Origin of the sequence: Pseudomonas gorinensis (genome assembly GCF_042015035.1) — a bacterium.
Taxonomy (GTDB): Bacteria; Pseudomonadota; Gammaproteobacteria; order Pseudomonadales; family Pseudomonadaceae; genus Aquipseudomonas; species Aquipseudomonas gorinensis.
This window is the reverse complement of the sequence record NZ_CP167125.1, coordinates 1,352,116-1,377,740: the sequence shown is the minus strand read 5'-3', so window position 1 is coordinate 1,377,740 and position 25,625 is coordinate 1,352,116. Positions and strand designations below refer to the sequence as shown.

Below are 25,625 nucleotides of genomic sequence, written 5' to 3'. Positions count from 1 at the left end.
AAATTCATCGTTCTGAAGCAGGCCGCTGCGCGCCCTGCGAAAAAAAGCGCCGATGGTTCACCACCGGCATGCGCGCCCGTATCGACGCCTGTTCACTGCTGTCGCGCTCGGCCAGCAACACCGCTTCGCCTTGATCCTGTTGCGTCAGTATGCGCCCCCACGGGTCGACAATCGCCGCATGGCCAAAGGTTTCCCGGGGCCCTGGGTGGACACCGCCCTGGGCGGCCGCCAGCAGGTAGCACTGGGTCTCGATGGCCCGCGCGCGGATCAACACATCCCAGTGCGCGGCGCCGGTCACCGCCGTAAAGGCCGAAGGCGCGGTAATCAACTCAGCCCCGGCCGCGCGCAATTCGCTGTACAGCTCGGGGAAACGCAAGTCGTAGCATACCGTGAGGCCCAAGCGGCCAACCGGCGTATCCGCCAGCACCACATGGCTGCCGAAAGCATAGTCATCGGATTCACGATAACGGCCTCGGGCATCCGCCACGTCGACATCGAACAAGTGCAGCTTGTCGTATCGGGCCACTATCTCGCCCTGGTCATTCACCAGCAACGAGCAGGCGTTGACCTTGGCATCCGGCTGGTCCCTGGGCGGCAGCGGCAATGTGCCTGCAACTATCCATAAGGTGAGGTCGCGGGCGGTCTGTTTCAACCATGGCAGGATCGGACCTTCACCCAATGCCTCGGCACGGCCGATATCAGCCACGTCACGGCGTCCCATGGCGGCAAAGTTTTCCGGCAGCACCGCAAGCTTCGCCCCGCCCGCTGCCGCTCGCTCCAGCAAGCGCCGGGCCTGGGCCAGGTTGGCCAGCACATCGCTCTGGCTGACCATCTGAATTACCGCAAACGACATGGGCCGATACTCCGTAAACGAATAGCTCCAGGCTACTCCAGAAAGTCTCAGTTAGGCTTTTCGAATGGCTTGTCGAAGGTGATTTTCGGATCCTTCCAGGGCCCTTCCACTTTGTATTGCACACTGGCAAAGCGCGCGACGCGGTCACCGATCAGCTTGTCGATCAGGAACAACGCGCCACCAATGGCCGGCGCACCCACAATCAGCGCCGCAATCGGCAGGTTGTTGGTGACCGGCAGGGTCACCAACAGCTTGGCGTCCACGCGGTCGACGACCAGGTCCAGGGTGCCATTGAGTTCCAGGTTGGTCGATGGCCCGGTCATGGTGATGGGGTCACGGGTCACAAATACGCCGTTGCTCGCTGCCAGCAAGCCCTTGACGCGGTCATAGCTCAAGCCTTTGCCGAGCAGGTCGGAAAAGTCCAGGCGCAACCGGCGGCCAATGGAGTTGAAGTTAAGCAAGCCAAACACCCGAAGCGCCTGGGCACCGCCTTCCACTTCAACGAACTGGCCTTTGCGGAAGGTGGCATCGAGGCTACCGGAAAAACGTTTGGGCCCGACCCAGGCCGGCGACCCCGGCCAACGGCCGTCTACGTCCAGGTGAAAATCTTCACTGGTCACCGTAGGCGCAAAGCCCCAGCCCTTGAGCACATCGGCGATGTTCTTGCCATCCAGGCGCCCTTTGTACCAACTGCTGCTGTCCCCCGGTGCACCCTCCCAGCCCCCCGCGCCCTTGAGCTGCATGCCCTTGAGGCCCAGGTCCAGGCTATTAAAGGCCAGGCCCTTGGCGGTTGGCCGGATTTTCAGCGACCAGGCCCCTATCAGGTCCGGTCCCTGGAACAGTTGATCAATGCTGATATCAAGCGCCGGGATCCCCTTGGGATCGATATCGGCCAACGGGTCCGGGGCGTTTTCGTCTGCCTGGACGGTCGGGTCCACGGCCGGCAATTTCACGAACTGCAGGTTGATCGCGATGGGCGCGCCCTTGGCATCCGGCAGGTTCACGCTGCCTTTGGCCTGCTGGCTGTCGAGTTGCAGGCCCCAGGCGGTGGGTTTACGGTCAAGCTGCAAGTTGACCTGGTCGAACTGCTTGCCGAAGCCAGTCAGCTTGCCCACCTTGAAGTCAGCGCCGCTCAGCAGTTGCTTGGCGCTGCCGCCAGGGTCATTGCCCGCGTAGCGGTCCACGAGTTTCTTCCACGGGTCTATGTCCAACTCCGAAAGCACGCCACGGATGCGCAACCCCTTGCCTGCGGGCAGCACGGCATCGCCATCACCCAGGAATAGCTCACCGCGGCCCTCATTGAACTTGTCCGGCGGCGCCGCAAAGGTGAAGTTCGCCAGCTCGCCATAATCGAACCAGTAACGACGCTCGGCGCCCTGCAAGGTCATGCGGAACGTACTGTCACGCCCCTGGCTGGCCGCCATGCCGAACGGTGCCGGCAGATCCACTGCGACCCCCTTGAGGTTGGAATTGACCATCAATTGGCTATCGGCGCCATCCAGGTTGACTTGCAACTGGTACGGAATATCGCCGGACACCGGCAGTGGCTGGCTGATTTTCAACCAATCGGTCAGCCGCTTGACCGTGACCTGGCCTTTGGCCGTGATTCGGGTACTCAGATTACCTGGCTTACCATCGGCAAAAATCTGCGCGCTAATCGGCCGTTCGAATGCTTGCGCCGTAATATTCTGCCCACTCAAGCCCTTGGCACTATCAAAGCGGAAGTCACCCTTGAGTTGCGTCAGGTCCAGGGTCGGCTCAGCCAATTGCAAGCGCGCCTTGTCGGTCTGGAAATCCACCACGATCTTCGGTTCGGTACCTTTGGCCAGCGGAATATCCAGGTCCAGCTTGCCTTGCAGGTCCCCCTCGCCTTTCCAGCCGGCAAAGGTCGAGGCAGTGCCTATTGGCGCTTCCTGGAGAATCTTCAGGCCATCACCCAGGCCACCGGCAAACCCGCCGGTGAGCAGCAGGTGGCTGTCCTTGCCCGCGGGTGCGTGGGGAATATTGACGTAGACGTCCTTGACTTGGGTGTCGAGCAACTGGCCCTTGCTGGCCAGGATGCGTACGCCACTCTCCTCGACGAACACTTCGCCATTGACCTTGCTCACATGCGGCCAGCCCGGCTGGAATGCCAGCTCTGCATCATGCACCTTGAAGAACAGGCTGATGTTGCGCGAAGCCGGCAGCGCGTCATGGTTCAACGAGCCCTGGTACTGGAAGAAACCTTGATCGACCGCGCCCTTGAGAATCGCTGTGCGCAGCCATTCGTCCAACGCGGGGCTCAGTACCGCTGGCAGGTACTTGGGCGTGAAGCGCCCATCGCCATCGACCATGCCGACCCGCAGGTCCATGTAGTCTTCCTGGCCAGGGTCAAAGTGCAGGCGGATCAGGAAGTCAGCCGCGACCTTGCCCTCTTCCCCCAGCACCTTGATATAGGGAGCAATCAGGGTGAAGCCTTCTTTATCCAGCTTCCAGGTCAGGCGCGCATTCGCCTGGATGTACTGCCAGGGCTTGGCGAAGATCGGAAACAGGTGCAGGGAAAAGTCCTTGCTGTCCAGGCGCAACTCGCCATGCCCCAGGTCACCGCTGATGCTGCCGGATACGTTCCGCGCTGCCGGTGCACCAAAGTAAGCATCGAACCCCACCCGCTCAAGGTTGGCGGCGAAGCTGACTTTCTGATCGGTCGTGTCCTGGGGACGGAAATCCACCAGCACATTGCGCAACAGGCCAGTGGCCTTGAGGTGCTCGATGGTCTTGGCGAAGCCTTCCGGCAGGGGCGCCAGGGCATTCAGCAACGGCGTAATGGGCGTGAGGTCCAGGCGATCGGCCTGCAGGTTCCAGACCTCCTGCGCCTGGTCGGTGGCCAGGCTCTGCTGCAACTGCAAGCGCGATTCCCAGCGGGTCTCGCCCAGGTTCATCGCCAACGAGTCGAACAATACCTTCAGACCCTGCTCATTGCGTTGCAGGTACGCGGTCAGGGCGAGGTTTTCGATATGCACGGGCTTGCGATCGGCGTAGCTGCCCTTCACCTGGGGTGAATTGAGGCGCACCACAGCACTCTGCACGTCACCCTTGGCCCAGTTGAGCCAGAACTCGCCACCCGCCTTGAACTGCGTGAGCTTCCATTGTTGAGTCAGTTTGGCCGGAATCCATTTGGCCCAGTCGCTTTGCGGCAGGCTCAGGTAGGCGTCGACTTCAGCATCCTTCCATTGGCTTGCGCGAATGCGGCTGCGCAGGCTCAAGGCCAGCGGCTGGCCATCGGGCAAGGTCAGGCGGGCATCCAGGCGTTGGCGGGTGGTCCCGGTGTGCAGGCTCAGGCCCACATAGGTCAGGGTCAGCGGGGCATGGTCGATCGGTTGCAGGGTCACCTGGCTGTCGAGCAACGACACACGCTTGACCATTTGCAGGCGTTTGAGCACCTGCTCCGGGTCCAGCGGCTGGTCATCCTGCACCGGCAGGCCTTGCAGCGCCCAGTGGCCGTCCTGGTCTTCCTTGACGCTCAATTGCAGGCCGCTGACTTCCAGGTGCGCAAGGCGCACTTCGCGGGCCATCAGGCTGGCCCAGATATCCGGCACGACTTCGACCTGATCCAGGCGCAAGGCGTTGCTGCCCTGGCCGACCATCACGTCGTGGGCCAGCAATACCGGTGCGAAACCACTCCAGCGCCCTTCCAGGCTGCCGATGTGCAGTGGCATATCCACTGCGGCCTGGGCCTTGGCTTCGATGTCCGCACGATATTCGGCCACCAGCGGAGTCAATTCTCGTCCCAGGCTCACATAGACCGCCGCCAATACCAGCAGCAAGGCGCACAAGCCCAGGCCCCAACGGGTCAAAGCGGCAAAAAAGCGTTTCAGACGCTCCATGTCAGGCGACCCTCAAGGCAGTAAGCGGACGGCAGATCAAGGTCTGCGCATCTCGTAGAAAGAAACGAATGAGGATCAGAGCAGCACCACGTCGTATTGTTCCTGGGAATACATGGTCTCAACCTGGAAGCGAATCGTACGTCCGATAAACCCCTCCAGCTCAGCGACGTTACCGGACTCTTCGTCCAGCAGCCGATCGACCACTTTCTGGTTGGCAAGCACTCTATAACCTTCGGCCTGGTAGGCTCGCGCCTCCCGTAGGATTTCGCGGAAAATCTCGTAGCAAACCGTTTCAGGCGTTTTCAATTTACCGCGCCCCTGGCAACTGCTGCACGGCTCGCACAACACCTGTTCCAGGCTTTCGCGGGTGCGTTTGCGGGTCATCTGTACCAGGCCCAGCTCGGTAATACCGATGATATTGGTCTTGGCGTGATCGCGTTCCAGCTGCTTTTCGAGGGTGCGCAGTACCTGGCGCTGATGCTCTTCATCTTCCATGTCGATGAAGTCGATGATGATGATCCCGCCCAAGTTGCGCAGGCGCAGTTGACGCGCGATCGCGGTAGCGGCTTCGAGGTTGGTCTTGAAGATGGTTTCTTCGAGGTTGCGATGGCCCACGAACGCACCGGTGTTGACGTCGATGGTGGTCATGGCTTCCGCCGGGTCCACAACGAGGTAACCGCCCGACTTGAGCGGCACCTTGCGGTCCAGGGCCTTCTGGATTTCGTCTTCGACGCCATACAGGTCGAAAATCGGCCGCTCGCCGGGGTAATGCTCCAGGCGGTCGGCAATTTCCGGCATCAGCTCGGCGACGAACTGCGTGGTGCGCTGGAAGGTTTCCCGCGAGTCGATGCGAATTTTCTCGATCTTCGGGCTGACCAGGTCGCGCAAGGTGCGCAGGGCCAGGCCCAGGTCTTCGTAGATCACGCTGGGCGCGCCAACGGTCTTGATCTGCGCGCCAATCTGGTCCCACAGGCGCCGCAGGTAACGGATGTCCATGAGAATCTCATCAGCCCCGGCGCCTTCGGCCGCCGTGCGCAGAATAAAGCCGCCCGCCTCTTTGATGCCCTCGGCCGCCACGCAATCGCTGACCACCTTCTTCAGGCGCTCACGCTCGGCCTCGTCTTCGATTTTCAGGGAAATGCCCACATGAGCGGTGCGCGGCATGTACACCAGGTAGCGCGATGGAATCGACAGCTGGGTCGTCAGGCGCGCGCCCTTTGAACCGATGGGGTCCTTGGTGACTTGCACCACGAGGCTCTGCCCTTCGTGAACCAAGGCACTGATGCTTTCGACCGCCGGGCCTTCGCGCAGGGAAATTTCCGAAGCATGGATAAACGCGGCACGGTCCAGGCCAATGTCGACAAACGCCGCCTGCATCCCCGGCAATACGCGCACGACCTTGCCTTTATAGATGTTGCCGACAATCCCGCGCTTCTGGGTGCGCTCGACGTGCACTTCTTGCAGAACACCGTTCTCTACCACCGCCACGCGCGATTCCATCGGCGTGATATTGATCAGAATCTCTTCACTCATGGCTGGGTCTCGTTCAGGCGTTTTCACAATAGTGACCGATCGCTTAAGGCTTGGCGCGCAAGTACAGGCGTTCAGCGCGCGGTAAGGTTTTGCCAACAGGGTATGCCGAATTGACCAAGCAGTTCCGCGGTTTCGCACACGGGCAGGCCAACCACGGCGGAATAGCTGCCATTGAGCCCGGCCACAAACACCGAGCCCAGCCCTTGGATAGCATAGCCGCCTGCCTTGTCCTGGGGTTCGCCACTGTGCCAGTAGGTTGTAGCCTCCTCGACAGAAATACCCCGGAAACGTACGCGACTGCTTACACATCGAGTTTCACAACGCTGACCGTCCGTGAGGGCAACCGCCGTCAGCACTTCATGCTCACGCCCCGACAGGGCCAGCAACATGGCCAGGGCATCCGCCTGATCCACCGGCTTGCCAAGGATCTGGCCGTCGACAATCACTGCCGTGTCGGCACCCAATACACAGGCGCCCGACGTTTGCCCAAGCGCAGCAAAACCCGCCGTTGCCTTGCCACGCGCTAGACGCTCGACGTAGGAAACGGCGGATTCATTTGTAAGGGGAGTTTCATCAATGGCGGCACTGACCACGGTGAAAGGCACACCGATCTGGGTCAGCAGTTCACGCCGTCGCGGGGAGCCCGAAGCCAGATAAAGCGAATTCATTCCAGACTCTCCCTGTGGGGTTCGATAACCAGGCAGAGCCTCGCAATCCATTCAATTGATTTTATAGCGACGACGTAACCCGCGCAGGCCAAAACTGACCCATGGCCACAGCAGCGCACTGACCAGGGCCGGCAATACCAGCGCCAGGGTCGGCTGGCGGTTACCAGTCAAGGCGCTGAGCCACAGTTGCACCAATTGCGCCAGGCCGAAGATCACCAGGATCACCAGGCACTGTTGCCACATCGGGAACATGCGCAGGCGTTGCTGCAACGACAGCACCAGAAAGGTAATCAGGGTCAGGATCAACGCGTTCTGGCCCAGCAAGGTGCCATAGAGCACATCTTCCGCCAAGCCCAGGAACATCGCCGTGACCATGCCCACCTTGTGCGGCAGGTTCAGCGACCAGAATGCCAGCAGCAAGGCCAGCCACAGCGGACGCAGGATTTCCATGAACTGCGGCAGTGGCGAAACGCTGAGTAGCAAGCCGATGGCGAAGGTCAGCCAGACGATCCAGCCATTGCTCGAATGAGTACCGGCCATTATTCCTCCCTCTGCCGTGTGGTTGCCGGGGCGGCGGCTGGGGGCTTCGCAGCAGGCGTCGTGGTGGCGGGCGTGGTGGCCGACGGCTTGGTCGCCGCTGGCTTCACCGCGCGCGCACTGTGAGCGGCCGGCTTGGCGGGCGTGGCCACGGGCGCTACTGCCGGAGCGGGCGCCGGTGTGGCCGATGCGGCAGGCGCCGGCTTGGGTACGGTTGCCGGAATGATCGGCGCGGTGCCGTTTTGCTTGTCTTCCGCTTCCTGGGCTTGTGCGGCGTCGTTGGCACGCTCTTCCGGGGTACGGTTGTCGCTGAATACCAGCAGCAGGTAGCGGCTGCGGTTCAGGGCGGCGGTGGGCACGGCGCGCACAATGGCGAACGGCTGGCCAGAATCGTGGATCACTTCCTTGACTGTCGCCACCGGGTAACCCGCCGGGAAGCGTTGGCCGAGGCCCGAGCTGACCAGCAGGTCGCCTTCCTTGATGTCGGCGGTATCGGCCACATGGCGCAATTCCAGGCGTTCGGGGTTACCGGTGCCACTGGCAATCGCACGCAAGCCGTTGCGGTTGACCTGCACCGGAATGCTGTGGGTCGTGTCCGTCAGCAGCAATACCCGCGAGGTGTAGGGCATCAACTCGACCACCTGGCCCATCAAGCCACGGGCATCGAGCACCGGCTGGCCGAGCACCACACCGTCGCGCTCACCCTTGTTGATGATGATGCGATGGGTAAAGGGGTTGGGGTCCATGCCGATCAGCTCGGCGACTTCGACCTTTTCGTTGACCAGTGCCGAAGAATTGAGCAACTCGCGCAGCCGAACGTTCTGCTCGGTGAGGGCCGCCAGCTTTTGCATGCGCCCCTGCAACAGCAGGTTTTCAGTCTTGAGTTTTTCGTTCTCGGCGACCAGCTCGGTGCGGCTGCCGAATTGGCTGGCCACGCCCTGGTAGAGACGTTGCGGCAGGTCGGTGATCCAGTAGGTCTGCATCAATACCAGCGACATTTGGCTACGCACAGGCTTGAGCAGTGCAAAGCGGGCATCGACCACCATCAGCGCGACCGAAAGCACGACCAGCACCAACAAGCGCACGCCCAATGAGGGGCCTTTGGCGAAAAGCGGTTTAATAGGCCGCTCCTCCCAGGCAAAGTTTCTCTTTATTCATACGGCATCTAACCGGCCTGGATGCAGATTGAAGAAGATAAACGCCAACAGGCAGCACTGCAAAGTGCTGCCTGCGGGCGAAACATGGTGCAACCAACGGTCTTATTCGCTGGAAAGCAGGTCCATGGTGTGTTTATCCATCATTTCCAGTGCACGACCACCGCCACGGGCAACGCAGGTCAGCGGGTCTTCGGCAACGATCACCGGCAGGCCAGTTTCCTGGGCCAGCAACTTGTCGAGGTCGCGCAGCAAGGCGCCACCACCGGTCAGTACCAGGCCACGCTCGGCGATATCGGAAGCCAGCTCCGGCGGCGATTGCTCCAGGGCGCTCTTCACCGCCTGAACGATGGTTGCCAGGGACTCTTGCAGAGCCTCCAGCACTTCATTGGAGTTCAGGGTAAAGGCACGTGGAACGCCTTCGGCCAGGTTGCGACCGCGAACGTCGACTTCGCGAACTTCGCCACCGGGATAAGCGGTACCGATTTCCTGCTTGATGCGCTCGGCGGTGGATTCGCCGATCAGGCTGCCGTAGTTACGACGCACATAAGTGATGATCGCTTCGTCGAAGCGGTCGCCGCCTACACGCACGGACTCGGCATACACCACGCCGTTCAGGGAAATCAGGGCGATTTCAGTGGTACCACCACCGATATCCACCACCATCGAACCGCGCGCTTCTTCAACCGGCAGGCCGGCACCGATCGCAGCAGCCATTGGCTCTTCGATCAGGAAGACTTCACGGGCACCGGCACCAAGGGCCGATTCACGGATGGCGCGACGCTCCACCTGGGTGGACTTGCACGGAACGCAGATCAGCACACGAGGGCTGGGCTGCAGAAAACTGTTTTCGTGAACCTTGTTGATGAAGTACTGCAGCATCTTCTCGCAGACGCTGAAGTCGGCGATCACGCCGTCTTTCATCGGACGAATGGCAGCGATATTGCCTGGTGTTCGGCCAAGCATGCGCTTGGCCTCGGTGCCAACGGCAACGACACTTTTCTGATTACCATGGGTCCGAATAGCCACAACCGATGGCTCATTCAGGACGATACCGCGCTCGCGCACGTAAATAAGGGTGTTGGCAGTGCCCAGGTCAATGGAAAGATCGCTGGAAAACATGCCACGCAGTTTCTTGAACATGGGAAAGGGACCCTAGGCAACGCGTGGGTAAAAAAGTGCGGCAAACTCTAACAACGACAGGGATTTTGGGCAAGGCGCCAATGTGCTAAATTGGCCGACTTTCTGTGCACCAACCCCCACAATCGCGGCCATATGACCGTAGAAATGCGGTAGTGTTCCGACAATCTAACACACGGACGCCCTCCGTTCTGTTTTCCACTGGAGAATCCCATGGCGCTTGAACGCTCCGACGTGGAAAAAATCGCTCATCTGGCCTCGCTTGGCCTGAATGAAGCCGATCTTCCACAGACCACCGCAGCCCTGAACAGCATTCTGGGGCTGGTTGACCAAATGCAGGCCGTCAATACCGACGGCATCGAGCCCCTGGCTCACCCGCTGGAAGCCAGCCAGCGCCTGCGCGCAGACGTCGTGACCGAGGTTAATAATCGCGAGGCCTACCAGTCCATCGCACCAGCGGTCGAAAACGGCCTGTACCTGGTTCCGAAAGTCATCGACTAATAGGGAAAGAGCCTGCAATGCATCACATGACTCTGGCCGAGATCGCCCGCGGTCTCGCCGACAAAAAGTTTTCTTCCGAAGAACTGACCAAGACCCTGCTGGCGCGTATCGCCGAGCTCGACCCCAAGGTCAATAGCTTCATCAGCCTCACCGAGGAGCTGGCCCTGAGCCAGGCCAAGGCCGCCGACGTGCGTCGCGCCAACGGTGACAATGGTGCACTGCTGGGCGCACCGATCGCCCACAAAGACCTGTTCTGCACCCAAGGCATCCGCACCAGCTGCGGCTCGAAGATGCTCGACAACTTCAAGGCGCCCTACGACGCCACCGTGGTGTCCAAGCTGGCGGCCGCCGGGGCCGTGACCCTGGGCAAGACCAACATGGACGAATTCGCCATGGGTTCGGCCAACGAGTCCAGCTATTACGGCCCGGTGAAAAACCCGTGGAACCTGGAACACGTCCCGGGCGGTTCGTCTGGCGGTTCGGCTGCCGCGGTCGCCGCGCGCTTCCTGCCCGCTGCAACTGCCACCGACACCGGCGGCTCGATCCGCCAGCCCGCGGCCTTTACCAACCTCACCGGCCTGAAGCCGACCTATGGTCGCGTTTCCCGCTGGGGCATGATCGCCTATGCATCCAGCCTGGATCAGGGCGGCCCCCTGGCCCGCACGGCCGAAGACTGCGCGATTTTGTTACAAGGCATGGCAGGCTTCGATCCGCAGGATTCCACCAGCATCGACGAACCGGTGCCGGACTACAGCGCCAGCCTCAATACCTCGATCAAAGGCCTGCGCATCGGCGTGCCGAAGGAATACTTCAGCGCCGGTCTCGACCCGCGCATCGCCGAATTGGTGCACAACAGCGTCAAGGAGCTGGAAAAGCTCGGTGCCGTGATCAAGGAAATCAGCCTGCCGAACAACCAGCACGCGATTCCGGCGTACTACGTGATCGCGCCCGCTGAAGCGTCCTCCAACCTGTCGCGCTTCGACGGCGTGCGCTTTGGCTATCGCTGCGAGAACCCGAAGAACCTCACCGACCTGTACAAACGCTCCCGTGGCGAAGGTTTCGGTGTCGAAGTGCAACGCCGGATCATGGTCGGTGCCTACGCCCTGTCGGCCGGCTACTACGACGCGTACTACCTCAAGGCGCAGAAAATCCGGCGCCTGATCAAGAACGACTTCATGGCGGCGTTTGAAGAAGTCGACATCATCCTCGGCCCAACCACGCCCAACCCGGCCTGGAAGATCGGCGCCAAGACCGGCGACCCGATCGCCGAATACCTGGAAGACCTCTACACCATCACCGCCAACCTCGCGGGCTTGCCAGGCTTGTCCATGCCGGCAGGTTTCGTCGATGGGCTGCCGGTTGGCGTGCAATTGCTCGCCCCGTATTTCCAGGAAGGCCGCCTGCTCAATGTGGCGCACCAGTACCAGTTGAACACTGACTGGCACACTCGCACCCCTACCGGCTTCTGAGGAGAACACTATGCAATGGGAAGTCGTGATCGGGCTGGAGATTCATACCCAGCTCGCCACCCAATCGAAGATTTTCTCCGGTAGCGCCACCACGTTCGGCGCCGAGCCGAATACCCAGGCCAGCCTGGTCGACCTGGGCATGCCCGGCGTACTGCCGGTGCTGAACCAGGAAGCGGTGCGCATGGCGGTGATGTTCGGCCTGGCGATTGACGCCGAAATCGGCCAGCACAACGTGTTCGCGCGCAAGAACTACTTCTACCCGGATCTGCCCAAGGGCTACCAGATCAGCCAGATGGAACTGCCGATTGTCGGCAAGGGCCACCTGGATATCCCGTTGGAAGATGGCACCATCAAGCGTGTCGGCGTGACCCGTGCCCACCTCGAGGAAGACGCCGGCAAAAGCCTGCACGAAGAATTCCCGGGTGCCACTGGTATCGACCTGAACCGAGCTGGCACACCGTTGCTGGAAATCGTTTCCGAGCCGGATATGCGCAGCGCCAAGGAAGCCGTGGCCTACGTCAAGACGATCCACGCGCTGGTGCGTTACCTGGGCATCTGCGACGGCAACATGGCCGAAGGCTCGCTACGTTGCGACTGCAACGTATCGATCCGCCCTAAGGGCCAGGTCGAGTTCGGTACCCGCTGCGAGATCAAGAACGTCAACTCGTTCCGCTTCATCGAGAAGGCGATCAACAGCGAAGTCCGCCGCCAGATCGACCTGATCGAAGACGGCGGAAAGGTGATCCAGCAAACCCGCCTGTACGACCCGAACAAAGACGAAACCCGCGCCATGCGCAGCAAAGAGGAAGCCAACGACTACCGTTACTTCCCTGACCCGGACCTGTTGCCGGTGGTACTGGAAGACTCGTTCCTCAACGACATCCGCGCCACCCTGCCGGAACTGCCGCAGCAAAAACGCGAGCGCTTCCAGGAGCAGTTCGGCTTGTCGGTCTACGATGCCAGCGTGTTGGCGTCCAGCCGTGAGCAAGCCAACTACTTCGAAAAAGTCGTGAGCATTGCCGGTGACGCCAAGCTGGCGGCCAACTGGGTGATGGTTGAGCTGGGCAGCCTGTTGAACAAGCAGGGCCTGGAAATCGACGAGGCACCGGTCACCGCCGAGCAACTGGGCGGCATGCTGCTGCGCATCAAGGACAACACCATCTCCGGCAAAATCGCCAAGACAGTGTTTGAAGCCATGGCCAGTGGCGAAGGCAGCGCCGATGAAATCATCGAAAAACGCGGCCTCAAGCAAGTCACCGACAGCGGCGCCATCTCGGCCGTGCTCGACGAAATGCTGGCGGCCAACGCGGAACAGGTCGAGCAGTACCGTGCAGCAGACGAAGCCAAGCGCGGCAAGATGTTCGGCTTCTTTGTCGGCCAGGCCATGAAAGCCTCCAAGGGCAAGGCCAACCCGCAGCAGGTGAACGAACTGCTGAAAAGCAAGCTCGAAGGCTGATTGCGATGAATGGTCCGAGTGAGACTTCTACTCGGACCCCTGTGGGAGCGGGCTTGTGTGGGAGGGGGCTTGCCCCCGATAGCGGAGTGTCAGTCACTGAATGCTTTGACTGAATCACCGCTATCGGGGGCAAGCCCCCTCCCACATAAGCTCACCCCAAACTCGAAATGGGGGCACCTTGGAAATGAAGCGTCTATTCGGCCTCCTGGCCCTGTTTTCCCTGCTGGCCGGCTGCGCCAGCGGCCTCATTAACCCCAACGGCTACGATGAAACCGGCACCGCCTCTTATTACGGCGCCAAGCACCATGGCAAAAAAACCGCCAGCGGTGAACCTTTCAACCAGAACGCCCTGACCGCCGCCCACCGGCAATTGCCCTTTGGCACCCAGGTCAAGGTCACCAACCTCGACAACGACAGAACCGTGGTGGTGCGTATCAATGATCGCGGCCCGCATACCCGTGGGCGCTTGATCGATCTTTCACGCAAGGCGGCCGAACAACTGGGCATGCTGAGCAGCGGCACCGCACGGGTTCGCGTGCAAGCCCTGAACAATTGACGACGGAGCCCTGGCCATTTTCGGATTAACCGCCCTCTCGCCCTGGAGCCTGCTCGAACTGGTCAGCGGCCTGGTGCTGCTGATCGTCGGCGCCGAAATCCTGGTACGTGCCGCTGTGCGCCTGGCCGCCAGCCTCAAGGTCCGCCCACTGATCATCGGCCTGACGATCGTCGCCTTCGGCAGCAGCGCACCGCAGATGACCGTGAGCCTGCAGGCCACCCTGGCCGGCAACACCGATATTGCCGTCGGCAGCGTCATCGGCAGCAGCATCTTCAATATCCTCGTCACCCTGGGCCTGTCGGCGCTGATCATTCCATTGCGGGTCTCGCGCCAACTGGTGCGCCTGGACATCCCGGTCATGATCCTCGCCGGCTTGCTGGTATTTACCCTGGCCGCCAACGAAGAGCTCACACCGCTCGACGGTTTGCTGCTGCTCTGTGCCCTGCTGGCCTACCTCGGCGTGCTGCACTACCAGACCCGCCATTCACGCCGTCCGCGCACGCTGGACATCGTGGCCAAGGCGCCCTGGCTGAGCAGTGTATTGCTGATGTTCGGCGGCCTGCTGGTACTGGTACTGGCCGGGCATCTGTTGCTGGGCGCGGCGGTGGATGTAGCCAGTGACCTGGGACTGTCGGAACGCATCATCGGCCTGACACTGATCGGCGTTGGCACGTCCCTGCCGTGCCTGGCCACCTCGCTGATTGCAGCCCTGCGCGGCGAACGGGATATCGCCGTAGGCAACGTGATTGGCAGCAACCTGTTCAACCTGCTGGGCGTACTGGGGCTGACGGCCCTGCTTGCGCCATCGCCGCTGTCAGTGTCGCCTAACGCCCTGGATTTCGATCTGCCGGTGATGCTCGGCGTGGTGGTGCTGTGCCTGCCGGTGTTTTATACCGGCTACCGTGTGACCCGCATCGAAGGCCTGGTGCTGCTGGGACTGTACCTGGCGTATGGGCTGCATGTGATGGCGTTCACCACCGGTATGCCGCTGGCCAACAAGCTTGAACAACTGATGCTGTTTTACGTCCTGCCAGTGCTAATGGTGTTCCTGCTGTTCAGCACGCTGCGAGCCTGGCGCCGCCAACACAAGAGGGAATCGCAATGACCGATCAGAAAAAGCCCGGGGTTGAAATGCGTCGCCAGGTGATGGGCGATGTGTTCGTCGACCGCGCCCTGGGCAATGCCACCGAATTCACCCAGCCCCTCCAGGACTTCGTCAACGAACATGCCTGGGGCAGTGTGTGGAACCGCGAAGGCTTGCCGCTGAAGACGCGCAGCCTGATCACCCTTGCCGCCCTCACCGCGCTCAAGTGCCCGCAGGAACTCAAGGGCCACGTGCGCGGCGCGCTGAACAATGGCTGCAGCGTGGAAGAGATCCGCGAAGCGCTGCTGCATTGCGCGGTATATGCCGGCGTACCGGCGGCGATTGATGCGTTTAGAGCGGCACAGGAAGTCATCGAGGCGTATCAGGCCGACCAGCAGTGACTGCCAGATAGCATTGGCGAGCAATGCCCCCCCCAAAACTCAGATCCAGCCACCCGCCTGCAACACAAAAATCCCGATATTCGTGGTCACTGCCGCCATCAAGGTAGTGATCACGATAATCGCCGCCGCCAGCTCATGATTGCCCTCGGCCGCCCTCGCCATCACGAAGCTCGCCGCAGCGGTCGGCGCACCGAAGTACAGGAACAGAATCCCTAATTCCGGCCCACGGAACCCCAGCAGCCAGGCGCCCAGCGTGGCGACTACCGGCAGCCACACCATCTTCATCAAGCTTGCGCTCAGCGCCATATTGCCGCTCTTGCGCAACGCCGCCAGGGACAAGGTGCCGCCAATGCAGATCAAGGCCAGCGGCAAGGTGGTGTCCGCCAGGTACTGCATGGATCTTTCCAGCCAGCCTGGCAGGCCAATCTGGAAATAGGCGAACGGCGCGGCCGCGATCACGCTGATGATCAGCGGGTTGGCCACCACACTCTTGAAGATGCTCCACGGGTCGGACTTGATCACCGGGCTGTACACCGCCAACACAATGGTCGACAAGGTGTTGTAGAACAGGATGACCAGTGCAGCGAGGATTGCCCCCAGGGAAATACCGTAGTCGCCGTACATGCTGGCGGCCAGCGCCAGGCCGATCACCCCATTGTTGCCGCGAAACGCCCCCTGGGTGTAGATGCCCCGGTCCTCACGCGCGCAGCGAAAAATCGCCCAGCCCCAGGCCAGGGCAAAACTCAGCAAAGTGGCGACGGCAAAGTAGATCAGCAAACCCGGCTTGAGCGCCGAATGCAGGTCGGCGTGCAGGATGCCGAGAAACAGCAGCGCCGGCATGGTGACGTTGAACACCAGGGACGAAGCCGTGTGGATAAAGTTGTCGTTGATCCAGTTGATGCGCTTGAGCAGCACACCCAGGAACAGCATGGCGAATACCGGCGCGGTGATGGTGAGGGTGGTGAGGAAAATTGCCAGCATAAGAACGGGCCTTGGAACCTGTGTTCAGGAAAGGCTCATGATAAGCCAGCTCAGGCCCGCGCATGAGGTTTGATTGAAATCGTCCCTACCTAGAAAGGTAACGTTGCCTACAACACACAAAGATTTTGCAACTCCGCGTTGTTCCCGCTTCGGCACAAGCTAACGCCTTCTTCGTTAGGAAAGTCGTGAGGCAAGGAAACAACCAATGCGGCAAAACGTGAACCACCTTTACAACGTATATCTCAGAACCTGGGACCAAGACGACATCGAGGGTTACGCTGAACTCCTCGGTGATCCGCAGACCATGCAATACATATCGGCAGGAACCACGCGCAACCGAGACACGGCCGCTGCAGAAATCGCACGTTTCCAGCAGGAAATAGCCCAGCAAGGCTGGTCACGCTGGGCCGTAAGCCTGGGCCTGGATTCGCCCTTCATCGGTTATGCCGGGTTTGCCGAAAAAGAATACGGCATCAACTTCGGCAACCGTTTTCTCAAAAAATACTGGGGCAGCCCCTATCCCTTCACGGCTATTCATCTGGCCTTGGAGCATGGTTTCCTGAAACTGGGCTTCGATCAGATCTACACCCTGACCAACATCAAGCATCACCGCGCCCTGGAGATGAACCGCGCCTTTCTGCATTTGCCGGAAATCAGCGGGACTGTCATGGAAACACCCTTCGGCCCGCATTTGAAAGTCGACCTGACCCGTGAACGGTTCATGGAAATAAGCCCATTGAATCGCGCACGTATCGACCGATTCTCCCGCCGCCTGACCCGCAGCCACGCTACGGCTTGATGACGCCCCCTGCCTTTCAGAGAGACCCGACCTTGCCCAATGAAAAAAACACCTGCCACTCCCCTTCAGTTGCCGACCTATGCACCGCTCAGGTCTGGAAGGGTCGCGCCCTGTGGCGCTGGCTTTACCTGCCGCTGGGCTGCGCACTTGTCTTGAACCGTCTGCAGGCCGTGGTGTTTATCAGCTTGATCGCCTGGCCTTTACCCGTAGCGGCCAAACAACTCATGTACCGCGTACTGTTGTTCATCCTGGGCGTGAAAATCACGTGCAAAATGTCCCCGAAACAAGTCGCGGCGCATACCGATGGTTGCATCGTCGCCGCCAACCACATCAGTGTATTCGATCATTTTCCAGTGCTGGCCATGCCCTCAGCGACCATCATGGTAGCCAACTCCGACAGCCCCCTCGGTGCCGCAACCGCTTTCCTGCTCTTCAAATGTTCCGGTGGCACGTTCTGGAAAGTCAGCGACAAGAAAATGCTCGCCAGACGCATCCGCGAATTTCGTCGCAGGCCCAGCGGCACTGCGCTCTACACCACACCCGAGACGACCATCAACAATGGCCATGGTCTGTTCCGGTTCCGCCCGGAAATGCTCAATCGCGGGCTGCCCGTGGTACCGCTGGCCCTGCGCTTGAATGTGCCGTTCGGCTTGACCGCCAACCCGCTGCACGCCTCAGGCCTGATGAAGTTCCTGCGTCTTCTGGCAATGCCGCGCATTGAGTTCGAGATGAGCTACCTGGCGCCACAAGTGCGCACGGCACATCAGAGCGATCAAGCGTTTGCCGATCAGATTCAGCAAAGCATCGCCGAACATTTAGCCATTGCCGCCTGTCACTGGACCCGGGACGACAAATACACCTACCGCAGCACTGACAAACGAGCAACGCGATGAGCATGGGCAACGACGTCGACATCATCTTTGATTTCGATTACACCTTGGTCGACCACGAAAGCACGGTGGAAGTGCTTAAAGCCGCTCTCCACGACCATCCGGACAGTGCCGAGCGGCTTGACCGGATCGCGCGAATTGCCCCCAAAGCATTGAGCGGCAAAGCAAGTATCGGAGAATTGTTGAAGCTGATGAGCGTGGCAACCCATGTGCGTGCCCATCACATCGACCAGTATGTGGAAAAGGCCATTCGCAGCATCCCGGCCGTATTGCTGGAAACCCTTGGCCGGCTGCGAGAAGACGGTGTAGGGCTGCATATCATTTCCGGCGGCTACACGGAGTGGATCGTACCCACGGCCCGTGAATGGGGTATCGCCCACCAAAATGTGGCGGCCAACCAGTTCTTGTGGGCGGGCAAACGCGTCCTGCTCACGCGCCCTTCTCCGCTGCTCAGCTCGTCGAAGGGCAAGTCGGAGATTGTCCGTCGATGGCGTGCCGCTGGCAGGCTGAAAGGCCGAACGCTCATCGTAGGCGATGGTGCGTCCGACTTCCAGGTCTACAAGAACGGCTGCGTGGACGGTTTCGTCTGCGCGGACTACTTTATCGAGCAGCCACTGACGCAATTGCCTGACAATGTCTTGCGCGCCAGCGAACCCGCTCAGGTCTACGCACACATCCAAACAGTGCTGGGCAACCTCCAACGCCCGCCAACCTGCTCTAGGTAATCGGCGCCGGGTTGAACAACGTGATGTCGTTATGCAGCTTGTGCTGCTCCGCCCACGTTTGCTTCTTACCGCTGGCCACGTCCAGATAGAAGTGGAACAACTCCCAGCCCAATTCCTCGATGGTCGCGCGCCCGGTGGCAATGCGTCCGGCGTCGATGTCGATCAGATCCGGCCAGCGCTGCGCCAACTCCGTACGGGTCGAGACCTTCACGACCGGTGCCATGGCCAGCCCGTAAGGGGTACCGCGCCCTGTAGTGAACACATGCAGGTTCATCCCTGCCGCGAGCTGCAAGGTGCCGCACACAAAGTCACTGGCCGGCGTCGCGCAAAAGATCAGGCCCTTGCTTTTGAAGCGCTCGCCCGGCCCCAGCACGCCGTTGATCGCGCTGCTGCCGGACTTGACGATGGAGCCCAGGGACTTCTCGACAATGTTCGACAACCCGCCCTTCTTGTTCCCCGGCGTGGTGTTGGCACTGCGATCCGCCTCGCCCTTGGCCAGGTAACGGTCATACCAGTCCATTTCCCGGACCAGTTCCTCGGCGACAGCCTTGGTTTCGGCGCGTGAAGTCAGCAAATAAATCGCATCGCGCACTTCAGTGACTTCGGAAAACATCACCGTCGCCCCCGCCCGCAGCAACAAGTCCGAGGCGTAGCCCAGCGCCGGGTTGGCGGTGATCCCGGAAAACGCATCGCTGCCGCCGCACTGCATGCCCAGGATCAGCTCGGACGCCGGCACGGTTTCCCGACGGCGCTGGTCGAGCTTCTTCAGGCGGACTTCGGCCAGTTCCATGATCTGCTCGATCATCTCGGTAAAGCCGTGGCTGGAATCCTGCAACCGATACAACCACGGCTCGCTCAAATCGACCGAGCTATCGTTGTCGTGCATCACCTGCCCGGCCTGCAATTTCTCGCAGCCCAGGCTGATGACCAGGGCTTCGCCGCCCAGGTTCGGGTTGCGCGCCAGATTGCGCACAGTGCGGATCGGGATGTAGGCATCCGTCGCGGTGATCGCGACCCCACAGCCGTAGCTGTGAGTCAGCGCCACCACGTCATCGACATGGGGATACTTGGGCAGCAACTCATCCTTGATGCGTTTGACCGCATGGTCCAGTACCCCGGTGACACACTGCACCGTGGTGGTGATACCCAGGATATTGCGTGTGCCGACCGTGCCGTCGGCATTGCGATACCCCTCGAATGTGAACCCTTCCAGCGGCGCCTGGGCCTGCGGCACCTCGGTGGACAGCGGTAAGCTGTCCAAGGGCGGCGCGGTGGGCATGCGCAGTTGATCTTCCTGCACCCAACTGCCACGGGGAATCGGCGCCAGGGCATAACCGATGGTCTGGCCGTAGCGAATAATCTGACCGCCTTCGGGGATGTCTTCCAGGGTCACTTTGTGGCTCTGGGGGATGAAATCCACGGTCACCAGGCCGTCCGGGAACTCGGTCCCGGCCGGTACGCCCTGGTCGTTGACCACGATCACTACATTGTCGCGCGCGTGCAGGCGAATGGAGCGCGGCGAGTCGGCATGTTCAATCAACTGCATCACGGGGCCTCTCAGGAATGCGCTTCGGTTAGGTTGGTCAACTCAGGCCCCTTGCTTGGCGGCTCTTTGAGTACGACACGCTTGATCGGGCCGACGATGACCAGATAGCTGAACACCGCCACCAGCGCATTGGCGCCGACGAACACCAGTGCCCATTTGAACGAGCCGGTGGTGCTGATGATGTAGCCGATGACAATCGGCGTGGTGATCGAGGCCAGGTTACCGAAGGTGTTGAACAGGCCGCCACTGAGGCCGGCGATTTGTTTCGGCGAGGTGTCGGACACCACCGCCCAGCCCAGTGCGCCAACGCCTTTACCGAAGAAGGCCAAGGCCATGAAGCCCACCACCATCCACTCGATGTCGACGTAGTTGCAGGCCACGATGCTGCTGGAAATCAGCAAGCCGCCAATGATCGGCGCCTTGCGGGCGAAGGTCAGGGAATGGCCCTTGCGCAACAGGTAGTCGGATATCACCCCGCCCAGCACGCCCCCGATAAACCCGCAGATCGCCGGCAGCGAAGCAATGAACCCAGCCTTGAGGATGGTCATGCCACGGTCCTGCACCAGGTACACCGGGAACCAGGTCAGGAAGAAGTAGGTGATGCCGTTGATGCAGTACTGGCCCAGGTAAACCCCGAGCATCATGCGGTTGGTCAGCAGCTGACGGATGTAATCCCACTTCGGACCATCGGTTTTCTTGCCCTTGCCCTTGTCCTGGTCCATATCGACCATCGCGCCATTGGCCGCGATGTGATTGAACTCGGCTTCGTTGATCATCGGGTGCTGGCGCGGGCTGTGGATAATCTTCAGCCACACCAGCGAGAAGAGGATGCCGATCACGCCCATCACGATAAACACGTGCTGCCAGCCGAAGCTGTAGACGATCCAGCCCATCAGCGGCGCAAACAGCACCGTGGCGAAGTATTGCGCCGAGTTGAAGATCGCCGAGGCCGTGCCGCGTTCGGCCGTGGGGAACCAGGCAGCCACAATGCGCGCGTTACCTGGGAAGGACGGCGCTTCGGCCAGGCCCACCATAAAGCGCAGCATGAACAGCGCGACGACGGCGGTGGAGATACCGAACTCACCGACATAGCCTTGCAGCACGGTGAACAGCGACCAGGTGAAGATGCTCAGGGCGTAGACTTTTTTCGAGCCGAAACGATCGAGCAGCCAGCCGCCGGGGATTTGCCCGGCCACGTAGGCCCAACCGAATGCAGAAAAGATATAACCGAGGGTGACCGCGTCGATACCGAGGTCTTTTTGCAGGCTGGAGCCGGCAATGGCGATGGTGGCCCGGTCGGCGTAGTTGATCGTGGTCACCAGGAACAGCATGAGCAGGATCAAATAGCGGACATGGGTTGGCTTGGTCGCTTGCATGTAGATGTACTCCCACTAATTATTTTTTTTGCGGGTAATAGTTATGTGTTCTTGGATGCCGCCCCCTGCAGGAGCGAGCTTGCTCGCGAAAAATGTCAACGAATACGCGGGCATTCGGGATGCACGCGGAGCCCTTGGGTTTTTCGCGAGCAAGCTCGCTCCTACAGAAAGACAGCCCCCCTCCTGACAGGGGGATGTTGCGTATTACGAACCGATGTAGCTGGTTTTCACCACGGTGTAGAACTCTTGCGCATAGCGACCTTGCTCACGCGAACCGTAGGATGAGCCCTTACGGCCACCAAATGGAACGTGATAGTCCACACCGGCGGTCGGCAGGTTGACCATCACCATCCCGGCCTGGGAATGACGTTTGAAGTGGTTGGCGTATTTCAACGACGTGGTGGCAATACCCGCCGACAGACCGAACTCGGTGTCGTTGGCCATGGCCAGCGCCGCCTCGTAGTCCGCTACGCGCACCACGTTGGCCACCGGGCCGAAGATCTCTTCACGGCTGATACGCATGGCGGCTTCGCTGTCGGCAAACAGGGTCGGCGCCAGGTAGTAGCCTTCGGTGTCGCAGGTCACCAGGCCGCCACCGCTCACCAGCCGCGCGCCTTCGCTTTGGCCGATATCGATGTACTTCATGTCCTGGTCCAACTGGGCCTGGGAAACCACCGGGCCGATGTCGGTAGTGCTTTTCAGGGCGTGCCCCACCCGGATCGACTTCATGCGCTCGGCCATGGCTGCAACGAACTGGTCGTGGATGCCGGCCGTGACAATCAAGCGGCTGGAGGCGGTGCAACGCTGGCCAGTGGAGTAGAACGCGCTCTGTACCGACAGCTCGACGGCCTGCTTGAGGTCGGCGTCATCAAGGATGATCTGCGGGTTCTTGCCGCCCATTTCCAACTGCACCTTGGCCTGGCGCGATACACAGCTGACCGCGATCTGACGGCCCACACCGACGGAACCGGTGAAGCTGATGCCATCGACTTTCGAGCTGTTGACCAACACATCGCCGACCACACGACCGCTGCCCATCACCAGGTTGAACACACCGGCGGGGAAGCCGGCGCGGGAGATGATTTCCGCCAGGGCCCAGGCGCAGCCCGGTACCAGTTCGGCCGGCTTGATCACCACGCAGTTACCGTAGGCCAGGGCCGGGGCGATTTTCCACGCAGGGATGGCAATCGGGAAGTTCCACGGGGTGATCAGGCCGACCACACCAAGGGCTTCGCGCGTCACTTCCACGTTGACGCCCGGGCGCACCGACGGCACGTAGTCACCGGACAAACGCAGGCATTCGCCAGCAAAGAACTTGAAGATGTTACCGGCGCGGGTCACTTCGCCGATGGCTTCAGGCAGGGTCTTGCCCTCTTCCCGGGCCAGCAGGGTGCCAAGTTCTTCGCGGCGGGCAAGGATTTCGCTACCGACTTTATCCAGGGCGTCGTGGCGCGCCTGGATACCGGAAGTGGACCACGCAGGGAATGCAGCGCGGGCCGCATCAATGGCGGCGTTGACCTGGGCAACATCAGCCTTGGCGTATTCGCCAATCACATCGGACAACTCCGACGGGTTGATATTGGTGCAATAGTCAGCACCGGCTACCCATTCACCGTTGATGTAGTTTTCAAAACGTTTGGCTTGGGACACGAATCTTCTCCTGACGCAAAAGGCCGCTGATTGCTCAGCGGCCTTATAGATAAGTTATTGCGGACCTTGCTTGTCGATCAGCGCGGCCAGGGCTTCGTATTCTTCCGGCAGCAGGTCGGTCAGTGGAGTGCGCACCGGGCCGGCGTCGTAGCCGACGATCCTGGCACCCGCCTTGACGATGCTCACGGCGTAGCCGGCCTTGCGGTTACGGATGTCCAGGTACGGCAGGAAGAAGTCGTCGATGATCTTGCCGACAGTGGCGTGATCGTCACGGGCGATGGCGTGGTAGAAATCCATCGCGGTTTTCGGGATGAAGTTGAACACCGCCGAGGAGTACACCGGCACCCCCAGGGCCTTGTAGGCAGCGGCGTAAACCTCTGCGGTCGGCAGGCCGCCGAGGTAGCTGAAACGATCACCGAGACGACGGCGGATCGACACCATCAACTCGATGTCACCCAAGCCATCCTTGTAGCCGATCAGGTTCGGGCAGCGCTCGGCCAGACGTTCCAGCAAGGGCGCGGTCAGGCGGCAGACGTTGCGGTTGTAGACCACCACGCCGATTTTCACCGATTTGCACACGGCTTCAACGTGGGCGGCAACCCCGTCCTGGCTGGCTTCGGTGAGGTAGTGCGGCAGCAGCAGCAGGCCTTTGGCACCCAGGCGTTCAGCTTCCTGAGCGTATTCAATGGCCTGGCGGGTGGCACCGCCGACACCGGCAAGGATCGGCACGCTGGTGGCGCAGGTATCAACGGCGGTCTTGATCACCTGGGAGTATTCGCTGGCAGCGAGGGAGAAAAACTCGCCGGTGCCGCCGGCCGCGAACAACGCAGTGGCGCCGTAGGGCGCCAGCCATTCCAGGCGCTTGATATAGCCCGCCTGGTGGAAGTCACCCTGGGCGTTGAAATCGGTCACGGGGAAAGACAGCAGACCGTGGGAGAGGATGGACTTCAGTTCTTGTGGATTCATTATTCGAACACCCTGGGCAAAGATTTTCTGGCGAAAGGTTGTTGTTGGTTCTGTTGATGTCGTACGTCATCGTACAACTATAAAATAATTCGTCAACTGTAATTCATCGATCGTGCTTGCACAGGGTGCTGAGGCTCACCTTCTTGACGTAGGAATTTTTTCCTCTATTCTCCGGATGGCTGTATATACATACAGTAATCAAGGAAGATTCCTACGGCATAGCAAGGAGCTAACATGTCAGATCTTGAACTCGCAGCACCCACCAAAAACCCGCCTACCCTGCGCTTCGAAGGTGGCGAACACACCGCCATCGGCGATGACACCCTGTTGCGCTTCGTCAAGGACGCCCCGGCGATTCCCGCGCGACAAGTCGAGCTGCACCTGCCCAACGGCCTGGCGCTGACCTACGGCCAAGTGATCGCACTGGGCGGTGACTTTTATGGGGTTCCCGGCCAGCCCATCAGCGATGGCGCCTCGGCAGCCGAACGCGTGCAACGCTTCATCGCCGCCTTCAACTCCCTGGCGGTTTTGCCCGCCTCACGGGAAGAAGCTCACAAGATCCTCGCGGTGATGCAAAAGGAGATAAACGCGGTCAACCAGGCAATCAAGGATGGCAAGCAAGCCCATGAAGCCTACGACGCCCTGGGTGATACGTTGTCGGAAGAGTGGAACCGCATCACCGGTGGTGGCAGCGCAGTGTCGGCATTGATCCCATTGGGCCGCTACCTGAAGTTGGCGGCGGACAATGCCGACCACTTTGGCGAATGGGCGCTGTCAGCGTACCTGGCCGGGCATACGGCAGCCCTGCAACAGGCCGTTGTCGCCCATCAAACCGGCACCGACCAGGCACTGGAACTGGCCTATGCCATGAACAGTTTTGCTGATCACTTCTTGACCGACCTGTTCTCCGCAGGCCACTTGCGGGTCCCGCGTAAACAATTGGCAGCGGTGGTGACACCTGGCGAACTGGGCTCGCTGATCAGCCGTTTCATGCATGACGAAGACAGCAAGTTCGGGCTCAACGTGCGCAACGCCCTGGGTGATCAGTGGCACGCGTATGGCGACAAACGCTACTTCGACGCGGATAACCGGACGCAAGTCAAACGTGCGGTGCAGGCTTCAGCCGATGAAATCTTCGAGACCTTTATCAGCGGCGTAGCGCCCTCCCCGGCCAACTTCAAGGCTCCGCTGCATGTGCCAGATTTGAACGCGGCGCAAAATCCGGCGAACAACTTCTCGCCACTGTTCAAGATGGAGGGGGACAAGGTACTGCGGCGCAAGGACGTGAATGACCTGAACGACAAGCACTGGACCAATGATTGGTGGGGGTGGAGTACGTATTTGTTGCTTAAGGACTACAAGCCGAATACGCCAGCTTGAAGAATACCGTTTGTCGACACTGGGATTTCTAACAGTTCCGGACAATGTCGTTGCAGTGGATAAGTTTGCTCAGGGGCCAGAAACCCGGCCCCTGAAT

22 protein-coding genes are annotated in these 25,625 nt (G+C 60.6%); 10 read left to right on the top strand and 12 right to left on the bottom strand.

All coding sequences use genetic code 11. The annotated features are described in order from the left end of the window. Nucleotides 1–4 precede the first annotated feature (4 nt). The 7 genes from AB7933_RS06190 to mreB form a co-directional block, all read right to left on the bottom strand. Nucleotides 5–853 (bottom strand): carbon-nitrogen hydrolase family protein, encoded by an 849-nt coding sequence (locus AB7933_RS06190; protein ID WP_024073456.1) that lies wholly within the window; start codon nucleotides 851–853, stop codon nucleotides 5–7. A gap of 47 nt (nucleotides 854–900) precedes the next feature. Further along, entirely contained in the window at nucleotides 901–4,716 is a 3,816-nt protein-coding gene (locus tag AB7933_RS06185; RefSeq protein WP_375156316.1) for a YhdP family protein, read from the bottom strand. A gap of 75 nt (nucleotides 4,717–4,791) precedes the next feature. Next, entirely contained in the window at nucleotides 4,792–6,249 is a 1,458-nt protein-coding gene (gene rng, locus AB7933_RS06180) for a ribonuclease G (RefSeq protein ID WP_024073454.1), read from the bottom strand. Between the two features lie 71 nt (nucleotides 6,250–6,320). Beyond that, nucleotides 6,321–6,917, bottom strand: coding sequence for a Maf family protein (locus AB7933_RS06175; protein ID WP_024073453.1), 597 nt, complete (start codon nucleotides 6,915–6,917; stop codon nucleotides 6,321–6,323). A 51-nt stretch (nucleotides 6,918–6,968) separates the two neighbouring features. Continuing rightward, nucleotides 6,969–7,457: a rod shape-determining protein MreD gene (gene mreD / locus AB7933_RS06170; protein WP_024073452.1), complete on the bottom strand. Its 489-nt coding sequence runs from the start codon at nucleotides 7,455–7,457 to the stop codon at nucleotides 6,969–6,971. Continuing rightward, the gene (gene mreC / locus AB7933_RS06165) at nucleotides 7,457–8,575 is read right to left on the bottom strand and encodes a rod shape-determining protein MreC (protein ID WP_081329150.1); all 1,119 of its coding nucleotides are present in this window, start codon (nucleotides 8,573–8,575) and stop codon (nucleotides 7,457–7,459) included. The genes mreD and mreC overlap by 1 nt, the downstream gene beginning before the upstream one ends. 138 nt (nucleotides 8,576–8,713) lie before the next feature. After that, nucleotides 8,714–9,751 (bottom strand): rod shape-determining protein MreB, encoded by a 1,038-nt coding sequence (gene mreB / locus AB7933_RS06160; RefSeq protein WP_002555108.1) that lies wholly within the window; start codon nucleotides 9,749–9,751, stop codon nucleotides 8,714–8,716. 210 nt (nucleotides 9,752–9,961) lie between these two features. On the opposite strand from mreB, the gene gatC reads away from it, so the two are divergent. The 6 genes from gatC (at nucleotide 9,962) to AB7933_RS06130 (ending at nucleotide 15,215) form a co-directional block, all read left to right on the top strand. Next, complete coding sequence (gatC, locus tag AB7933_RS06155) at nucleotides 9,962–10,249, top strand: Asp-tRNA(Asn)/Glu-tRNA(Gln) amidotransferase subunit GatC (protein ID WP_010567677.1); 288 nt, start codon at nucleotides 9,962–9,964, stop codon at nucleotides 10,247–10,249. A 17-nt stretch (nucleotides 10,250–10,266) separates the two neighbouring features. Beyond that, nucleotides 10,267–11,718, top strand: coding sequence for an Asp-tRNA(Asn)/Glu-tRNA(Gln) amidotransferase subunit GatA (gene gatA, locus AB7933_RS06150; RefSeq protein ID WP_024073450.1), 1,452 nt, complete (start codon nucleotides 10,267–10,269; stop codon nucleotides 11,716–11,718). Nucleotides 11,719–11,728: 10 nt separating this feature from the next. Then, nucleotides 11,729–13,174, top strand: coding sequence for an Asp-tRNA(Asn)/Glu-tRNA(Gln) amidotransferase subunit GatB (gene gatB, locus AB7933_RS06145; protein WP_024073449.1), 1,446 nt, complete (start codon nucleotides 11,729–11,731; stop codon nucleotides 13,172–13,174). Nucleotides 13,175–13,358: 184 nt separating this feature from the next. Further along, on the top strand, nucleotides 13,359–13,730 hold the full coding sequence (locus tag AB7933_RS06140) for a septal ring lytic transglycosylase RlpA family protein (protein WP_024073448.1): 372 nt from the start codon (nucleotides 13,359–13,361) through the stop codon (nucleotides 13,728–13,730). Between the two features lie 58 nt (nucleotides 13,731–13,788). Then, on the top strand, nucleotides 13,789–14,835 hold the full coding sequence (locus AB7933_RS06135; protein WP_041160841.1) for a calcium/sodium antiporter: 1,047 nt from the start codon (nucleotides 13,789–13,791) through the stop codon (nucleotides 14,833–14,835). Then, on the top strand, nucleotides 14,832–15,215 hold the full coding sequence (locus AB7933_RS06130) for a carboxymuconolactone decarboxylase family protein (protein WP_024073446.1): 384 nt from the start codon (nucleotides 14,832–14,834) through the stop codon (nucleotides 15,213–15,215). The genes AB7933_RS06135 and AB7933_RS06130 overlap by 4 nt, the downstream gene beginning before the upstream one ends. Before the next feature lie 39 nt (nucleotides 15,216–15,254). Here AB7933_RS06130 and AB7933_RS06125 read toward each other — a convergent pair whose 3' ends face one another. Further along, entirely contained in the window at nucleotides 15,255–16,196 is a 942-nt protein-coding gene (locus tag AB7933_RS06125) for an AEC family transporter (RefSeq protein ID WP_024073445.1), read from the bottom strand. A 205-nt stretch (nucleotides 16,197–16,401) separates the two neighbouring features. On the opposite strand from AB7933_RS06125, the gene AB7933_RS06120 reads away from it, so the two are divergent. Genes AB7933_RS06120 through AB7933_RS06110 form a run of 3 tightly spaced genes read left to right on the top strand, consistent with a single transcriptional unit; the run spans nucleotide 16,402 to nucleotide 18,610 of the window. Beyond that, nucleotides 16,402–16,995 carry a GNAT family N-acetyltransferase gene (locus AB7933_RS06120; RefSeq protein ID WP_024073444.1) on the top strand — a complete coding sequence of 198 codons (594 nt, stop codon included), beginning with the start codon at nucleotides 16,402–16,404 and terminating at the stop codon, nucleotides 16,993–16,995. Nucleotides 16,996–17,027: 32 nt separating this feature from the next. Continuing rightward, entirely contained in the window at nucleotides 17,028–17,888 is an 861-nt protein-coding gene (locus AB7933_RS06115) for a hypothetical protein (RefSeq protein ID WP_024073443.1), read from the top strand. Further along, nucleotides 17,885–18,610, top strand: coding sequence for an HAD family hydrolase (locus AB7933_RS06110; protein WP_024073442.1), 726 nt, complete (start codon nucleotides 17,885–17,887; stop codon nucleotides 18,608–18,610). The genes AB7933_RS06115 and AB7933_RS06110 overlap by 4 nt, the downstream gene beginning before the upstream one ends. Here AB7933_RS06110 and garD read toward each other — a convergent pair. The 4 genes from garD to kdgD form a co-directional block, all read right to left on the bottom strand. Then, complete coding sequence (gene garD, locus AB7933_RS06105) at nucleotides 18,603–20,156, bottom strand: galactarate dehydratase (RefSeq protein WP_041160840.1); 1,554 nt, start codon at nucleotides 20,154–20,156, stop codon at nucleotides 18,603–18,605. The two genes, AB7933_RS06110 and garD, sit on opposite strands and share 8 nt — an antisense overlap. Nucleotides 20,157–20,167: 11 nt before the next feature. Continuing rightward, a complete protein-coding gene (locus AB7933_RS06100) occupies nucleotides 20,168–21,532 on the bottom strand; it encodes an MFS transporter (protein ID WP_024073440.1) in 1,365 nt (454 codons plus the stop codon). Nucleotides 21,533–21,736: 204 nt separating this feature from the next. Next, the gene (locus AB7933_RS06095) at nucleotides 21,737–23,182 is read right to left on the bottom strand and encodes an aldehyde dehydrogenase family protein (RefSeq protein ID WP_024073439.1); all 1,446 of its coding nucleotides are present in this window, start codon (nucleotides 23,180–23,182) and stop codon (nucleotides 21,737–21,739) included. Between the two features lie 54 nt (nucleotides 23,183–23,236). Continuing rightward, the gene (gene kdgD / locus AB7933_RS06090) at nucleotides 23,237–24,148 is read right to left on the bottom strand and encodes a 5-dehydro-4-deoxyglucarate dehydratase (RefSeq protein ID WP_024073438.1); all 912 of its coding nucleotides are present in this window, start codon (nucleotides 24,146–24,148) and stop codon (nucleotides 23,237–23,239) included. A gap of 234 nt (nucleotides 24,149–24,382) precedes the next feature. On the opposite strand from kdgD, the gene AB7933_RS06085 reads away from it, so the two are divergent. Continuing rightward, nucleotides 24,383–25,528, top strand: coding sequence for a phosphatidylcholine-hydrolyzing phospholipase C (locus AB7933_RS06085; RefSeq protein ID WP_024073437.1), 1,146 nt, complete (start codon nucleotides 24,383–24,385; stop codon nucleotides 25,526–25,528). The last annotated feature ends 97 nt before the right edge of the window (nucleotides 25,529–25,625 follow it).

What these genes read in the sequence shown, in the direction of transcription:
- AB7933_RS06190 (WP_024073456.1), bottom strand. Translation starts at nt 853, where the DNA reads ATGTCGTTTGCGGTAATTCAGATGGTCAGCCAGAGCGATGTGCTGGCC.
- AB7933_RS06185 (WP_375156316.1), bottom strand. Translation starts at nt 4,716, where the DNA reads ATGGAGCGTCTGAAACGCTTTTTTGCCGCTTTGACCCGTTGGGGCCTG.
- rng (WP_024073454.1), bottom strand. Translation starts at nt 6,249, where the DNA reads ATGAGTGAAGAGATTCTGATCAATATCACGCCGATGGAATCGCGCGTG.
- AB7933_RS06175 (WP_024073453.1), bottom strand. Translation starts at nt 6,917, where the DNA reads ATGAATTCGCTTTATCTGGCTTCGGGCTCCCCGCGACGGCGTGAACTG.
- mreD (WP_024073452.1), bottom strand. Translation starts at nt 7,457, where the DNA reads ATGGCCGGTACTCATTCGAGCAATGGCTGGATCGTCTGGCTGACCTTC.
- mreB (WP_002555108.1), bottom strand. Translation starts at nt 9,751, where the DNA reads ATGTTCAAGAAACTGCGTGGCATGTTTTCCAGCGATCTTTCCATTGAC.
- gatC (WP_010567677.1), top strand. Translation starts at nt 9,962, where the DNA reads ATGGCGCTTGAACGCTCCGACGTGGAAAAAATCGCTCATCTGGCCTCG.
- gatA (WP_024073450.1), top strand. Translation starts at nt 10,267, where the DNA reads ATGCATCACATGACTCTGGCCGAGATCGCCCGCGGTCTCGCCGACAAA.
- gatB (WP_024073449.1), top strand. Translation starts at nt 11,729, where the DNA reads ATGCAATGGGAAGTCGTGATCGGGCTGGAGATTCATACCCAGCTCGCC.
- AB7933_RS06140 (WP_024073448.1), top strand. Translation starts at nt 13,359, where the DNA reads ATGAAGCGTCTATTCGGCCTCCTGGCCCTGTTTTCCCTGCTGGCCGGC.
- AB7933_RS06130 (WP_024073446.1), top strand. Translation starts at nt 14,832, where the DNA reads ATGACCGATCAGAAAAAGCCCGGGGTTGAAATGCGTCGCCAGGTGATG.
- AB7933_RS06125 (WP_024073445.1), bottom strand. Translation starts at nt 16,196, where the DNA reads ATGCTGGCAATTTTCCTCACCACCCTCACCATCACCGCGCCGGTATTC.
- AB7933_RS06120 (WP_024073444.1), top strand. Translation starts at nt 16,402, where the DNA reads ATGCGGCAAAACGTGAACCACCTTTACAACGTATATCTCAGAACCTGG.
- AB7933_RS06110 (WP_024073442.1), top strand. Translation starts at nt 17,885, where the DNA reads ATGAGCATGGGCAACGACGTCGACATCATCTTTGATTTCGATTACACC.
- garD (WP_041160840.1), bottom strand. Translation starts at nt 20,156, where the DNA reads ATGCAGTTGATTGAACATGCCGACTCGCCGCGCTCCATTCGCCTGCAC.
- AB7933_RS06100 (WP_024073440.1), bottom strand. Translation starts at nt 21,532, where the DNA reads ATGCAAGCGACCAAGCCAACCCATGTCCGCTATTTGATCCTGCTCATG.
- kdgD (WP_024073438.1), bottom strand. Translation starts at nt 24,148, where the DNA reads ATGAATCCACAAGAACTGAAGTCCATCCTCTCCCACGGTCTGCTGTCT.
- AB7933_RS06085 (WP_024073437.1), top strand. Translation starts at nt 24,383, where the DNA reads ATGTCAGATCTTGAACTCGCAGCACCCACCAAAAACCCGCCTACCCTG.